This is a genomic window from Methanoculleus thermophilus (genome assembly GCF_001571405.1).
Classification (GTDB): domain Archaea; phylum Halobacteriota; class Methanomicrobia; order Methanomicrobiales; family Methanoculleaceae; genus Methanoculleus; species Methanoculleus thermophilus.
Genome location: NZ_BCNX01000004.1, coordinates 227,067 through 240,366, shown reverse-complemented (window position 1 = coordinate 240,366; position 13,300 = coordinate 227,067). Strand labels below are relative to the sequence as shown.

Genomic DNA, 13,300 nt, shown 5'->3' with positions numbered 1-13,300 from the left:
TCACTGCTCCGTGCAATTCAGGCTCGCGTAAAGGTTCTGCTGCTCCGCCCGGACGGCCTGGATCTGCGGGCGGATGGTCTGAATGGCCTCAACGGCGGTCGCATCATTGGGGAGGTTCTCTACGGCCTGATCGAGGTCTTCATACGCCGCATTGAGTTCGTCGACCCGGACGTTAGCGACCTGGCCCGCGGACTCCCTGACACTCTCCATAGCGGACCGGACCTGGTCCCGTCCCTCCCGGAGATCTCCGACAGTGGATCTCAGGCTGGTGTTCTCCATGCTCTCAAGCGCTGCTCTGAGGTCTCCGAGATCCTGGCAGAGTTGCGCCTCCGCCTCCTGCTCTGAAGGCTGGACGCATCCGGCACCGGCGCAGGCCAGGACAAGGACCAGCGCGATGAACAGTACTCCCGTTTTCTTCATACCCATCTCCCGGGCAGAATGACTGCCCGGAGCCGAATGATAACTGCAGTTATATAATATTATCCAGATGTATTACGGGTACTACACAACGACGCTCCCGCACGCCCTCATACCGGAGAAAGCGGTAACGTAATACACCTTTACGGGCAAAGAGGGGGAAAGATCGTGCCTCCACGCCAGGGACACCATCCGACCCCTCCCCTCCTTCACCCCGGCAACCGGAATGAAACGACGATCGCCGCGATGCCGCCGACGATGGCGAGCCCCGCAAGGAGCAGCACCAGGCCGACAGCCGCGACGAGGGGGTTTGCGATCAGGACCAGGCCGAAGATGATGCTCAGGATGCCGAGGATCCCCGTTCCCCACCCGGCGCCGGAGAATCCCCGCACCATGTAGACGGCCCCGATGATCAGCCCCTCCACGCCGATGATGATGGCAAAGACGGTCGGGATGAGGATAGCGCTGTAGAGGGGATAAGTGAGCACGAGGACTCCTGCGAGGATGCCGAGGATACCGACGAGCAGTTTCCAGCCCCGGCCGGTTTTATCCGTAAACAGGTTGATGAACACGACGATACCGTTCGCCAACCAGTACAGGCCGAGGAACATGACAAGGATCTCCAGCGTTGGGATGGGGTAGATGAAGAAGAGAACGCCAAAGATGACCGCGATAATGCCGAGCAGCAGGACGAGCCAGCGTGACGGAGCCAGAGCAGCGCCGGGTTCAACGGAACCGGCACCAAACTGCGTGTTAACCATGACAACACCGTGCGGAGGGCACGGTGCCGCCATATATAGGTATCTGTCCTCACCCATCCGGCCCGGTCCGGCGGAGCGAGGAGGATTTCGCCGGACCGGGCCGCCTTTCCGGGCCTGTATATCCCTTATCTGGCGGCAGGCCCCTCCACCGGTGGGGGAGGAGAACCCTCTTTCCTGTAAACGAGCTTCCGTGCTTCCTCCCCCAGTACCTGTTCAGGACTCATATACCCGAAGAGCTGGATGATCCGGGCAACGAGCCCCGTCCACCCGGTCTGGTGGCTGGCACCGATCCCGGCTCCGTTATCCCCATGGAAGTACTCGTAGAAAAGGAGGTGGTCGCGCCAGTGGGGGTCGTCCTGGAACTTCCGGGCGTAGCCAAAGACCGGACGGCGACCGCTCTCGTCGCGGAGGAATACCCGGGTCAGGCGCCGTGCAATCTCCTCGCTCACCTGGTAGAGGTTCATCCGGTTCCCCGACCCGGTCGGGCATTCTACCGTGAAATCATTCCCGTAGTAGCCATAGAGGTTCAGCAGCGCCCGGATCAGCATGATGTTCATCGGGAACCAGATGGGGCCCCGCCAGTTGGAGTTCCCGCCGAACATGCTCGAGTCGGAGTCCCCCGGCAGGTACTCGACCAGGTACTCCTGCCCGTCCAGGTAAAAGACGTAGGGGTTCTTTAGGTGCGCACGGGAAAGCGACCGGATCCCGTAATCGCTCAGGAACTCGTTCTCGTCCAGCATTCGCGAAAGAACCCTTCGCAGCCTCTCCTCGGTGAGGAGCGAGAGCTGGAGCCGTCCCCCGACACCGGTCCGGCCGATGTTCGAGATGGTGGACGCCATACGCGTATGGTACTGGTTGAACCATCGAGCCCGCTCTATGAAGTCCGGCATCTGCTCGACCATCTCCCGGGTAAAGACCGTGCTTGCAGCGAGAGGCAGCAGCCCCACCAGGGACCGCACCTTGAGGCGGGTTGCACTGCCGTCAGGCAGGCGGAGGAGATCATAATAAAAGCCGTCCTCTTCGTCCCACATCCCCTCCTGGTTCTCACCCAGGCTGTTCATCGCAGCGGCGATCCAGACGAAGTGCTCGAAGAACTTGGTCGCCATCTCCTGGTAGACTGGATCGTGGACGGCGAGTTCAGAGGCAATCTCCAGCATTGTCTGGGCAAAGAGGGCCATCCATGCCGTCCCGTCGGCCTGCTCCAGGTATCCTCCCGTGGGCAGGGGTGCACTGCGGTCGAAGACCCCGATGTTGTCCAGGCCGAGGAACCCGCCCTCGAAGACGTTCTGGCCGGTGCGGTCCTTGCGGTTCACCCACCAGGTGAAGTTCATCAGCAATTTCTGGAATATTCTCTCCAGGAACTGCACGTCCCCCGCGCCGAGAAGTTCCTTCTCCGTGCGGTATATGAACAGAGCGGCCCAGGCATGCACGGGAGGGTTGACGTCGCTGAAGTTCCATTCGTAGGCCGGGATCTGGCCATTCGGATGCAGGTAGCGCTCGCGCAGCATCAGGTCGAGCTGGTTTTTGGCAAAGTCCGGGTCCACCATGGCAAGGGCAACAGTATGGAATGCCAGGTCCCATGCCGCATACCACGGGTACTCCCACTTGTCGGGCATCGATATGATATCGGCATTCATCATGTGGAACCACGAGTTGTTCCTGAGCGAGGACCGCTGGCCCGGATCGTGCCCATCCAGCCAGCGGTCGACCTCATAGAGGTAGTACTGCTTCGTCCAGAGCATGCCGGCAAGTGCCTGACGCATCACGTTCGCCGCATCGGAGCCGACCGATGGAGGGGTGATGTTCTCGTAGAATGCGTCCGCCTCCCTCTGCCGCTGTGCGAGCACGTTCTCAAAGGGGCTCCCGAACGGTGCCTCCCCGGAGGGCGGGGTCTGGGCGAGCCGCAGCCGTACCGTCTGCGCTTCCCCCGGAGCGAGGGTCAACCGGTAATGTGCGGAAACTTTGGTCCCGACACCTTCAGGGTTCACGGCATCGGTCCGCCCCTTGACGATGTAGTCGTTGATGCCGTCTTTTACGAACGGCGAGGCGTTCGGCATCCCGAACAACCGCTCCGTGTTGGTCTCGTTCTCGGTGAAGAGCAGGTCGGGGGCGCCTTCACAGGAGAGATACCGCTGCCCGAGGTCCGGGTGGCCGGCCTGAACGACACCGATCCCCGATGGACCCTCCGCCTTCTGGAGGGTTGGTCTCTTTGCGCCCTCCCCGGACCACCAGGTGTTGCGGAACCAGAGGGTGGGTAGCAGGTGCAGGGATGCCTCCTCAGGTCCGCGGTTATGCACGGTGATCTGCACCAGAATATCCTCAGGCGTTGCCTTCGCGTACTCGACGAAGACGTCGAAGTAGCGGTCGTCGGCAAAGATGCCGGTGTCGATGAGTTCGTACTCCAGGTCATACCGGCTACGCTGCCGGTTCGTCTCGACAAGGTCGTTGTAGGGGAACGCGGCCTGCGGGTACCGGTAGAGGTACTTCATGTAGGAGTGCGACGGGGTGTTGTCGAGATAGTAGTAGTACTCCTTCACGTCCTCCCCGTGATTTCCCTCACTGTTGGTCAGACCGAAGAGCCGTTCCTTGAGGATGGGATCATTACCGTTCCAGAGGGCGAGCGCAAAACAAAGGCGCTGGGTATCGTCGGAGATGCCGGCAATCCCGTCTTCCCCCCATCGGTAAGCGCGGGACCGTGCCTGATCGTGCGTGAAGTAGGCCCAGGAATTGCCGTCCTCCCCGTAATCCTCCCTCACCGTTCCCCACTGTCGCTCGCTCAGGTAGGGCCCCCACCGCCGCCAGGGGATACCGTCGTCGCGGATCTCGAGCAGCCGCCGCCCCTCGGACGTCCCGGGTACAAACGTTCTCAGTGTCATGCGCGAGCCAGACCATCCTGAACATGATATATTTTTTGGAGAATTTAATTTCGGGTTGCCCTAACGGCACTATGCAGCGCCTGAGGTCTCTTATTTGTGATAGCGGGGGAACACATCAACTCGAACGGAAAACTGACCACGATATGCTTGCCGTTGCCGCCGGATCGGCCCTCCGCTTTCCCGTACAGAGGGTACACTGCCCGGGCAATTACATTAATATACACCGGGTCCATCTGACACATTCGATTCGAGGGCTGATACGATGGATACTACCGCAGATCCGGCTCCCGGGACAGCAACCGCAACCCCGCAGGGCGTGCTCCTGCCGCTTGCGCTGGCCCAGTTCATCTGCAGTTACGCTGCTTCCAACATGAACGTGGCCATAACCAACATCGCCACCGATCTGGGGACGACGGTCAGCGGCGTCCAGACGACCATCGCCGTTTTTACGCTTACCATGGCAGCCCTGATGATCCCCGGCAGCAAGTTGACGGATATCCTGGGCCGCACGTACCTCTTCAGGCGAGGCCTCCTCGTCTACGGGGTGGGAGCACTGGTAGCGGCAGCGGCACCGGGGCTCGGGATCCTGATCCTCGGCTACTCGCTCCTCGAAGGCATCGGGACCGCGCTGCTGATCCCGCCGGTGTATATCCTCGCAACCGTCTTCTTTCCCGACCTCACCTCACGCGCCCGCGCCTTCGGTGCGATCAGTGCGGCGGGCGGGGTCGGGGCGGCAGCAGGTCCCCTGGTCGGCGGGATCATCACCACCGCGATCAGCTGGCGGGCAGCCTTTGTCGTGCAGGCCCTTGTCGTCGGAATAATCATCATCCAGAGCCGAAAGATCGTCGACCCGGGTGTCCAGGGCGAGAAACCCGGTTTCGACATCGTCGGAACCATCCTCTCGGCGGCGGGACTCTTCTTTGTGGTGGTCGGCATCCTGCAGGCCTCGACGTACGGCTGGTTCAAGGCCAGCCAGGATTTCGTCATCGGCAGCACGGTCGTGATCCCGGAAGGCGGCATCTCGCCGGTATGGGTCTTCGTGTTCATCGGAGCGATTTTGCTGATCTGGTTCTTCTGGCATATCCGATCCATGGAACGGGCAGGCAAGGAGCCTCTGTTGCACACCAGGATGTTTAAGAACCGCACATCCAATCTCGGTCTCATCACGCAGAACATCCAGTGGCTGGTCCTCTTAGGCCTCTCCTTTGTGGTCTCCGTCTATGTGCAGACCGTGCGGGGCTACAGCGCGATCGAGACCGGCCTGATCCTTACGCCGGCCACGATCGGCATTCTGCTCTCCTCGATGGCCGCGGGCAGGCTGGCGCGGAAGTATTCCCAGGCAACGCTGATCCGGGCGGGGTTTATCGTGACAGTAGCTGGCGTCTTCCTCCTGCTGCTGCTGGTACGGGAGACGTCCAACGTCTTCACGTTCGTGCCGGGCCTCTTTCTGGTCGGTCTGGGCGTCGGGGTCATGCTGACATCCTCGGTCACCGTCGTCCAGTCCAGTTTCCCCGAAGAGGACCAGGGGGAGATATCGGGCCTCTCTCGCAGCGTCTCGAACCTGGGCTCATCGCTCGGCGTGGCCATTGCAGGAACCGTCATCGTCTCCAGCCTTGTTGAGGGGAACCTGGGCTACGCCCTTGCCCTGGTTGTCCTGGCGGTGTTCGCTCTCGTGGGTCTTGCAGCCGCGTTCATGCTGCCCGCAACGCCGGTGCCCGGAGCCCCGCCGGTTCGGCGGTAGAGGTCGTCGCCACCCTCCTTCTCCCGGCGAACGCCGCCTTCGTCGGTATGGGGCTTGGTCTCGACCCCGCCTTCATCCTGGCTGTCATGACGTTCGTGGAGGTCGGGATCATCCTTGCCATCTACGAGATCCTGGGTGGGTTTACCGAGCAATCGGAGAAGGGCAGGCGTCTCACGAAGAGCACGAAAGAGAAGACGGCGAGGTACCCAGCAGGTTGAGTTATATAATCGGACAGGCATCCTGCCCCGGAGGTGCAGTATGTCCCTTGGTCCGGTGGAGTACATAGTCGTCGAATTCCCAGGAAACCAGTTCAAAGGCGATATCATCCCGGCACTGCGCGAGGTGGTCGATAAGGGCATCATCCGCATCATCGATCTGGTCTTTATGAGGAAAGATGAGCAGGGCAACCTCAGCGTGATGGAGCTTGCCGACCTCGAGAAGGAGGCGGCGGAGGCGTTCGCCCCGCTCGCACGGGAGGCGAGCACGCTCTTTTCCGACGAGGATGTAAAGAAGGTCGGCGAGGTCATGGAGAAGAACAGTTCCGTGGCCCTGCTCCTCTTTGAGCACGTCTGGGCGACGAGGTTCCGCGACGCCGTTCTCGCCGCGAATGGGAGGCTGATCGCGGGCGAGCGCATCCCGAAAGAGACGGTGGATGCCGCGCTGGCATGGAAGCCCGAAGAGCAGAAAGCGCTGGAGGCGGCACCATGAGAGTCGGCCGGCCGGGCCTTATCGGGACCGTGGCCCGCACCGCGGTGATCGCGGGGACAGCCACCGTGACTACCCGTGCTGTCGATAAGAAGATGCGGGAGAGGGAGATGAAGAAGACGGCGCAGGCGCAGGCAGAGGAGCAGGCGCCCGCCCCGACGGGCATGACCCAGGAGGAGAAGATGGCCCAGCTCAGGGAGCTTGCTGAGTTAAAGCAGATGGGGGCCCTGACGGAGGAGGAGTTCCAGCGGGAGAAGCAGAAGATCCTTGCGCAGTAGGGCAGCCGGACCCCACCGCCGAGCTACGACTCTTTTCGCTCCGCCGGCGAGGGCGCACCGTCGTCCGGCAGGGGAGAGGGCAGCACCCTCGCCCGGCGCACGAGGAAATAGCCACTGCAGAGGGCGATGATGAGCAGCGCAACGCCGACGAGTTCGCCTGTATCCGCAGATTCGAGGAGGATGACTTTTCTTGCGATGGCGATGATCGCGACGAGAATGACGATCTCGACGTGGAACTCACCCCGGTCGAGGTACGCTCGTATCGTCTCCAGGAGTTCGAGGCCGATGAGGACCAGCAGGAAGTGACCAAGGAGGCCGAAGATCTCCCCGCTGTCGAGCCGGTAGACGGAGATCTCAAAGATCCCCACGGCCACCATCCACCCAAGTTCAAGGAGCATAAAAAAGAGCAGCACAATCAGGAATGCAATCAGCGCAACATAGACTAAGTGCTCAAACCGCTCCACGGGATGGCGCATACATAATCATCGTGCAGGTCCGCATAAATAAGTGCCGAAAAAGTCGCCGTTTTGCCCCTGCAACGTTCCCCGGGCGTGCACGGCACCGATGATCGTGATCATCTACGCTATCGACAAGATGATACAGGAGAGGGAGGACCTACCGGTCAAAAAAAGAGGACGTGCTTTAAGCCCGCCATGCGGGTAGGTGGGTCACCGTCGCCCTTCAAGACGGTCTTTTGCCTCCCCAAAGGCCCGGGCGAGATCGGTCGCCGAGGTGAACTGCTTCTCTTCCATCGCCTCCATGACGCGGACCACGGCGTCTGGAGCGTTCTTTTCTTTGACGTAGGAGATGAGTTCCTGCTTGGACTTCGGGTAGTCGATGCCCTTCGTATACACCTGGTAGGAAGGTGTGCTCAGTTGTTCCTCCATCTCACTTCACCATCTGCAGCCAGGCTGCGGCCCCCCCGTAATCCTGAGATCACTTAATGGTTGGTATCCGGGGAGAAGCCCGGCTCTGCCCGCTGCCGGCCACACACTTTAACCGCCCTCACGGGAAGACCCCGTCTATGGGCGAGCGATCCGGTTCGATGCCTCGCCGCATCTTCAGGATGGAGCCCATCTGTGCCGGTGAATGGGGCTTCGTGACAGCGAGGAACGGGGAGAACGGTCCGCCGCCCCCGTACCGGGGCTGGTCTGGATCCCTGCTGCCATCACGGTAAACTTTATGATATCCATCCACGATTCCACCGCGGCGTGGACCACCAGTACCACGGATAACCGCACCAAACATCATCGTCAGGGAGATCGCCCTGTTCGAGAAGGGCCAAAGGGAGATGCATATACCCGGCGGCACAGGCGCTGCCGGTGAGATCCCGGCCTGCACTCATCATCCATCACGGAAGGCCGCAGACGGGCTTTGAGGTCGCACGCCCCAGGCCCCCTCCTCTGAAGCAGGAGAGCGGGCAGCAGGTGAGTGAGCGTATGTGTATGAACAGTATGGTATGCAGGGTGATGATCGCCGCCGTCATCACCATAGCCTTTCTGACCGGACTCGCTTCGGCCCAGGTGATCCCAATAGAGCCCATCCAGTCGCCGCCGGTGATCGGGCCTCCGCAACCCCCGACGCCGACACCGACACCAACAGTGCGGCAGCCGATAGGGATGCTCCCGGAGGAACCGGTTGGGATCCTTCCGGTTACGCCGACAGCCGAACCCACGCAGACTCCAGCGCCAACGACCGCGCCGCCGACACCGACGCAGACGCAGACGACCACTCCTGCGCAGCCGACGGTCGCGCCGGGACGCGAGCAGCCGCCCGCGACCGCACCGACACAGCAGGTCCCGGGGGTGAGGCCACCGCAGGATCAGATACCCGCCCCACAGAACGCTACGGCGAGCACAGTTATGCAGCTCTCCAGCGGCCCGGGAAACAAACTCAACCCGGTGATCTCCTTAAACCAGGTCGCCTGGTTCGACGAGAACACTTCGTCGGTGCACCTCCACAATCTCCTTACAGGGAACACGACGGTGATCTCCGACGAAGCGTCGAGGCCCCTCATGCTGTCGGACGAGCTTGCCATCAGCGGTGATTATGTTGTCTGGACGGCGGAGAACCCGCAGGGAGAGACCAGCATCTACCTCTACGAGATCTCCTCCGGCACGCTGCAGCAGGTGGCGAACGAGACCGGGAGACCTGGGCTACCGGGCGTCTCGGAGAATTATGTGGTCTGGGTGGCCGGGGACGAGCTCGGCGATGTCTACGTCTATGATATCGCAAACGGGACCACCATGCCCGCGACTATGGACCGGTACCTGCAGCTCTGGCCAGACACCGCCGCCGAGACGTTCATCTGGGCGGACAACGAGACAGATGATGGGGACCTCGATATAGCGGTAGCGGCCCCAGGAATGGATAGGATTATGCTTCTTGGCGGTGCGGGCGAGGACGTGTACCCCGACATCTCGAGCGACGGGAACCGCGTCGCCTGGATCAAATCCCTCAACATCCAGACGGCGGTGTACCTCTACGATCTGACGACGGATAACACGACCCTGGTGACCGGTGAGTCCGGGGAGCCCGACGCTGTCGCGGTCGACGGGGACTACGTGGTCTACTCGGACTGGCGGAACGGGAACCTGGACCTCTACGTCTACGACATCCGCACCGGGGTGGAGACGCCGCTCGTCGAGGACCAGTACGACCAGTCACTCCCGGATATCTCCGCGGGGAGGGTCGTCTGGATGGGCAACAACACCGATCAATGGGAGATCTATACAGCGGAGGTGCCGGCAGGTAGCACCCCGCCGGGGCCGGCCGGAGGTCCACTATAACGGAAGGCCGGCAACCCACACTTTTTGCGGTGTGCAGTGCACGATTCGATGCCTGGTCCGCTCATTGCCGCTGAGATCCTAATCTAGATTAGGACTACAATACGGAGTTTCCGATCCAGGATTATAAGGGGCCAGCATGCCCACGGGAAAGAGCAGCCCGTGCAAAAAAAGGGTGGGATCAGTCGACGGCCTCAAGGCTGATCCTGAAATTATCCGCGCAGAAGAGATCGATGTCGTAGTCCGCCGTATCCGAGACGACCGCCGGAACCTGCCTGACGATTCGGAAGGTGACGGCATCGTCGGGCAGGGCAGGGTCCATCGGGGCGTCGACATTCTTCTGGATGACCAGGCGTGCGGGATCGAGGTTTGCCGCGTAATAGTCCTTGAACGCGGTCCGCTTCTCCTCGGGCATGACGACCCAGTCGGCCGCATCGGCAAGCGTCAGGTCGTTCGGGACCCAGCCGTAGCCGGGCAGGTAATACTCTGCCCAGAAGTGGGGGCTGGGCGTCTCAGCCAGGATCATCTGGTAGCCGCCGGTGGCACGGGCAGGGATCCCGAGCGACCGGCAGAGCGCGGCAAAGAGCATGCTCTGGGTGCCGCAGTCGCCGTGGCCGGTCTCGAACATATGCGTGGACTCAGCTGCTTTTGGCTCACGGGCATCGAGCGAGATGTGCGGAACGTGGCTGTAGGGGTAGGTCTTGATGATGTAGTAGTAGATCATCTGCGCCTGCAGGTGCGGGTTAGTCTCGTTCCCGACGATCTCCATCGCTTTCTCACGGATCGCGTCCGTGATCTCGATGTTTCGCTCGGACCTCGTGTAGAGCAGGTACTCCGGATCGCTTGTGTTGTACTCTCCGACCAATGCCGGGTCGATATCCTCAAAGATCTGTTCGTAGGAGGTGAACGCGATATCCGCCGTGATGACGAGGTCGCCGTTGACCGCATCGACCGGGATCTCGTAGTAGACGTAGCCGATATCCCCCGTGGTGAACGGGCCCTTTACGATGTACTCCGGATACGAGAGGTTCGTGACGGTGACGTCCCTCTGCGAGTCCGTCTCGACCGGGAGCGGGAGCCAGATCTTCAGGATGCCGGTTGAGGGAAGCGCCTCGTGCGGGATTTCGAGCCGCTCGACCCCCGCGTAACGGACCGGATTCACGTACGGCCCGGTCCCGTTGGGCCGATCTTCTGCCCAGGCGAACCGGCCGACGTAGTCGAAGTCAAGATCTCTCACCTTCAGCTCCTGCATCAACCCGGGGTGCGCGTAGAGGTAGTTCCCGGCAACGTCGAAGTAGTAGAGCGTCTCGTTCTCCGAGACGAGCATCTGGGCACGATTATCCAGCCAATCGGCTATCTCGGCATCGGTGATCCCGGGGATTCTCTCCCGCATCGCCGCCTCTGCGGCGCTACGGTCGAACGGGAACTCCAGGTATGTCCGGTTCGCCCGGAAGATGCCGTTCCGCGCTGCCAGCGCTTTCTCCGTATCCCCGGCGGCCTTATAGAGGGTGTAGGCCTCCGTAAACCGTTCTTCGGCAATCCGGTAGTTGCCGGCCTCGTATTCGGCGAGCCCCCGGGCGTAAGCCTCGTCGGCCGGTGAAAGAGGCTCGTTCTTCTCCTCCGTTGTGGCGATGCATCCCGTTGCAGCGACGAGGAGCAGAACGGACGCCATCAGGAGAACGGTCATTGCTCGATGAGTCATACGTGGGAGTGCATGCGAATCGACAAAAAGCCTTTCTCTTTTTTCGGGCATTTACCCGCACGGTAACGAGGATTTTTCAAATCCTGCCGCTCTACCGGGGCCGTTCGGGTTTTTGGGTATCGTGAGCAGAGTACCGCAAGGGATGACGCTCTATGGGAGGGCGGGGGGTTGAGAGACCGGAACTTGAGAAAACGCTTCACGTTTTCGGACCGGAAGCTTGAGCATCGGTAGGTGCGAGGGCGGTAGCTAACCTCAAAGAGGCTACGGAACTATATTTAGAAGAATTCCCGCAAGACGGGAGAAGGCCGATCATCACGACGTTTGAGGTGACCGGGGGGAACCGGTTTCGGATACCCTGATATCCGCAAAGAAGTTTGTGTATATCAAAATCCCGATCTGATATACGCAAAGTTCGTTGTGTATATTTGAGTATATACAAACCATATCCCGGGGATTATGGGTCACAAAACACAATATCTGACCCACAAAAATATTAGAGGGGCATGGGTGACCCACAACGATCGGATCCGGCCCGCCCGCCGGCAACTCTGGCGGCTGAAGTGCGAACACTGAGGAATGAGGTGATAAGCGCCGGAGTCGGTGGAATTGTAGGATACTGGGCAGAGGATGAGTTAGAGGAATCCTTTTAACACGGTATCTGAACAAAGGCATATCAACCGGAAACCACATTTTCCCTTTCGCTCGTGGTTTCGGGTCTGTAATTGGATCAATCCAACGCTTTTTCCTAGTAACATATTGGATACCTGATTTTGGGCACTCATCAGAACCACGTTAAATCCTAGAGGAGCATTATGGCTCCTGATTTTCTCATGGCATATCCTGCCCAGACCAGTGATTCAAGAGAGACCATGAACTCCTCCGGATGCAACGTTGTCTGGGTCGTAGCCTCGTTGAGTGGAATCCAGAATTCGAGTCCATAGATGTCATGGAGTTCTACGTACAATTTCCGTGCGGTGTCGAGTAGATCATATCGCTTTGCGACTTTGAGCGGAGAAGAGTAGATCTTGTTCGCTTTCGAGTGCATGTCAAGCCAGAGTTCGACGACATTCTTAACGTCGGACGGGGTGGCTTTCGAGGTTTGTTGGAGTCGAGCGAGCGATGAAGTCAGTTTCGGGACCGCATCGCCCAGGTTTTGCTTGTAAGGAGAGTATCCGGTTCGCTTGTACTCTTCGCGGATGGTATGTACTGCGTCGGTTATCGTCTTCTCAACCGTGCTCATCGGGTCGGGTTTGATGATAAGAGCATCAAGAATATAGGACGTTATGAGGGGCTGTTCTTCGCGTATGAGTTCTTTGTAATCTTTTGAGAGTGTGTTAAGTGTGGTTTCCTCGACAACGAGCGGAATATCCATGATGTATTCATCTGGACGGTAGATCGCCCGGTTCGCCTCCTCGCATCCTCTTTTGATTGTACACCTCTCCTGATCGGATATGTAGTAGTAATACCGCGAGCCTGGCCGGAAGAAGTCCTGAGGGATAACCTTCATCAATCCTCTGAAAGTGTTCCATTGTGTCTTTTTCCCGAGGATGGCAGCGTTGATTCCTCCCACCTCATCGGCGATCGGAGGAGAAGGAAGCGAAAAGAGTGCAGAACATTTTGCAATCTGTTCGATTGTCTCCTCCTCCCCCCGGAACGGCTGAGTGAAATAATGCACAATCTCTTCATAGTCCATAATTTTTCTGCGCTCAGCCAGAGGACTTGGATCGAAAGGTTTCCAGCCGCAAATCGTTTTCACGGTGATACGGTCATGGGGTCCTTTGAGCGTATATTCTCGTTCGGATTCGACCTCGACCTCAACGAAGGTATGTTCTGCCGGCGGATCGCACGACTCGGCACAGAAGATCTCCCTTTTTGGAGTGTTCAGGAACGGAGAAGGATGGAGGTAAAAGTATTTTCCGTCTTTTGTATCATACTCAACGAAACCGGTATTGTCCCTGTTAAAAATGAGCTCCTTTTCCAGAACGGATAGTTCTGATCCCTGCCACCGGTCGTAGAGTGACATAGAGAGTTCTT

Annotated in this window: 13 protein-coding genes; 5 read left to right on the top strand and 8 right to left on the bottom strand. The window is 59.6% G+C overall.

The genetic code is table 11. The features are described 5' to 3' along the window. The 3 genes from MCUTH_RS03020 to MCUTH_RS03010 form a co-directional block, all read right to left on the bottom strand. A complete protein-coding gene (locus MCUTH_RS03020; RefSeq protein WP_066955341.1) occupies nucleotides 1-420 on the bottom strand; it encodes a hypothetical protein in 420 nt (139 codons plus the stop codon). A 206-nt stretch (nucleotides 421-626) separates the two neighbouring features. Further along, a complete protein-coding gene (locus MCUTH_RS03015) occupies nucleotides 627-1,178 on the bottom strand; it encodes an HdeD family acid-resistance protein (RefSeq protein WP_066955468.1) in 552 nt (183 codons plus the stop codon). 125 nt (nucleotides 1,179-1,303) lie between these two features. Beyond that, on the bottom strand, nucleotides 1,304-4,054 hold the full coding sequence (locus tag MCUTH_RS03010; protein ID WP_066955338.1) for an MGH1-like glycoside hydrolase domain-containing protein: 2,751 nt from the start codon (nucleotides 4,052-4,054) through the stop codon (nucleotides 1,304-1,306). 262 nt (nucleotides 4,055-4,316) lie between these two features. On the opposite strand from MCUTH_RS03010, the gene MCUTH_RS03005 reads away from it, so the two are divergent. Genes MCUTH_RS03005 through MCUTH_RS02995 form a run of 4 tightly spaced genes read left to right on the top strand, consistent with a single transcriptional unit; the run spans nucleotide 4,317 to nucleotide 6,778 of the window. Further along, nucleotides 4,317-5,795, top strand: coding sequence for an MFS transporter (locus MCUTH_RS03005; RefSeq protein WP_066955335.1), 1,479 nt, complete (start codon nucleotides 4,317-4,319; stop codon nucleotides 5,793-5,795). Nucleotides 5,796-5,842: 47 nt separating this feature from the next. Next, a complete protein-coding gene (locus MCUTH_RS11695; protein ID WP_161937565.1) occupies nucleotides 5,843-6,013 on the top strand; it encodes a hypothetical protein in 171 nt (56 codons plus the stop codon). A 40-nt stretch (nucleotides 6,014-6,053) separates the two neighbouring features. Further along, nucleotides 6,054-6,503: a DUF6325 family protein gene (locus MCUTH_RS03000; protein ID WP_066955331.1), complete on the top strand. Its 450-nt coding sequence runs from the start codon at nucleotides 6,054-6,056 to the stop codon at nucleotides 6,501-6,503. Beyond that, the gene (locus tag MCUTH_RS02995; protein ID WP_066955328.1) at nucleotides 6,500-6,778 is read left to right on the top strand and encodes an SHOCT domain-containing protein; all 279 of its coding nucleotides are present in this window, start codon (nucleotides 6,500-6,502) and stop codon (nucleotides 6,776-6,778) included. Before MCUTH_RS03000 ends, MCUTH_RS02995 begins: the two co-directional genes overlap by 4 nt. Before the next feature lie 23 nt (nucleotides 6,779-6,801). On the opposite strand, the gene MCUTH_RS02990 is transcribed toward MCUTH_RS02995, so the two are convergent. From MCUTH_RS02990 to MCUTH_RS11535, 3 genes are all read right to left on the bottom strand, one after another. Further along, entirely contained in the window at nucleotides 6,802-7,254 is a 453-nt protein-coding gene (locus MCUTH_RS02990; RefSeq protein ID WP_066955325.1) for a phosphate-starvation-inducible PsiE family protein, read from the bottom strand. Nucleotides 7,255-7,446: 192 nt separating this feature from the next. Beyond that, nucleotides 7,447-7,665 (bottom strand): DUF2795 domain-containing protein, encoded by a 219-nt coding sequence (locus tag MCUTH_RS02985; protein ID WP_066955322.1) that lies wholly within the window; start codon nucleotides 7,663-7,665, stop codon nucleotides 7,447-7,449. Between the two features lie 118 nt (nucleotides 7,666-7,783). Then, on the bottom strand, nucleotides 7,784-7,975 hold the full coding sequence (locus MCUTH_RS11535) for a hypothetical protein (protein WP_150468684.1): 192 nt from the start codon (nucleotides 7,973-7,975) through the stop codon (nucleotides 7,784-7,786). 248 nt (nucleotides 7,976-8,223) lie between these two features. Here MCUTH_RS11535 and MCUTH_RS02975 point away from each other — a divergent pair, with 248 nt between their 5' ends. Continuing rightward, complete coding sequence (locus MCUTH_RS02975; RefSeq protein ID WP_150468685.1) at nucleotides 8,224-9,567, top strand: TolB family protein; 1,344 nt, start codon at nucleotides 8,224-8,226, stop codon at nucleotides 9,565-9,567. Nucleotides 9,568-9,745: 178 nt separating this feature from the next. Here MCUTH_RS02975 and MCUTH_RS02970 read toward each other — a convergent pair whose 3' ends face one another. Together MCUTH_RS02970 and MCUTH_RS02965 are read right to left on the bottom strand one after the other, a co-directional pair. Then, nucleotides 9,746-11,266, bottom strand: coding sequence for a transglutaminase domain-containing protein (locus MCUTH_RS02970; protein ID WP_066955311.1), 1,521 nt, complete (start codon nucleotides 11,264-11,266; stop codon nucleotides 9,746-9,748). 799 nt (nucleotides 11,267-12,065) lie between these two features. Then, nucleotides 12,066-13,289, bottom strand: coding sequence for a hypothetical protein (locus tag MCUTH_RS02965; RefSeq protein ID WP_066955308.1), 1,224 nt, complete (start codon nucleotides 13,287-13,289; stop codon nucleotides 12,066-12,068). Between the last annotated feature and the right edge of the window lie 11 nt (nucleotides 13,290-13,300).

Coding starts and splice junctions, on each gene's coding strand:
- MCUTH_RS03020 (WP_066955341.1), bottom strand. CDS start 420: ATGAAGAAAACGGGAGTACTGTTCATCGCGCTGGTCCTTGTCCTGGCC.
- MCUTH_RS03015 (WP_066955468.1), bottom strand. CDS start 1,178: ATGGTTAACACGCAGTTTGGTGCCGGTTCCGTTGAACCCGGCGCTGCT.
- MCUTH_RS03010 (WP_066955338.1), bottom strand. CDS start 4,054: ATGACACTGAGAACGTTTGTACCCGGGACGTCCGAGGGGCGGCGGCTG.
- MCUTH_RS03005 (WP_066955335.1), top strand. CDS start 4,317: ATGGATACTACCGCAGATCCGGCTCCCGGGACAGCAACCGCAACCCCG.
- MCUTH_RS11695 (WP_161937565.1), top strand. CDS start 5,843: ATGGGGCTTGGTCTCGACCCCGCCTTCATCCTGGCTGTCATGACGTTC.
- MCUTH_RS03000 (WP_066955331.1), top strand. CDS start 6,054: ATGTCCCTTGGTCCGGTGGAGTACATAGTCGTCGAATTCCCAGGAAAC.
- MCUTH_RS02995 (WP_066955328.1), top strand. CDS start 6,500: ATGAGAGTCGGCCGGCCGGGCCTTATCGGGACCGTGGCCCGCACCGCG.
- MCUTH_RS02990 (WP_066955325.1), bottom strand. CDS start 7,254: ATGCGCCATCCCGTGGAGCGGTTTGAGCACTTAGTCTATGTTGCGCTG.
- MCUTH_RS02985 (WP_066955322.1), bottom strand. CDS start 7,665: ATGGAGGAACAACTGAGCACACCTTCCTACCAGGTGTATACGAAGGGC.
- MCUTH_RS02975 (WP_150468685.1), top strand. CDS start 8,224: ATGAACAGTATGGTATGCAGGGTGATGATCGCCGCCGTCATCACCATA.
- MCUTH_RS02970 (WP_066955311.1), bottom strand. CDS start 11,266: ATGACTCATCGAGCAATGACCGTTCTCCTGATGGCGTCCGTTCTGCTC.
- MCUTH_RS02965 (WP_066955308.1), bottom strand. CDS start 13,289: ATGTCACTCTACGACCGGTGGCAGGGATCAGAACTATCCGTTCTGGAA.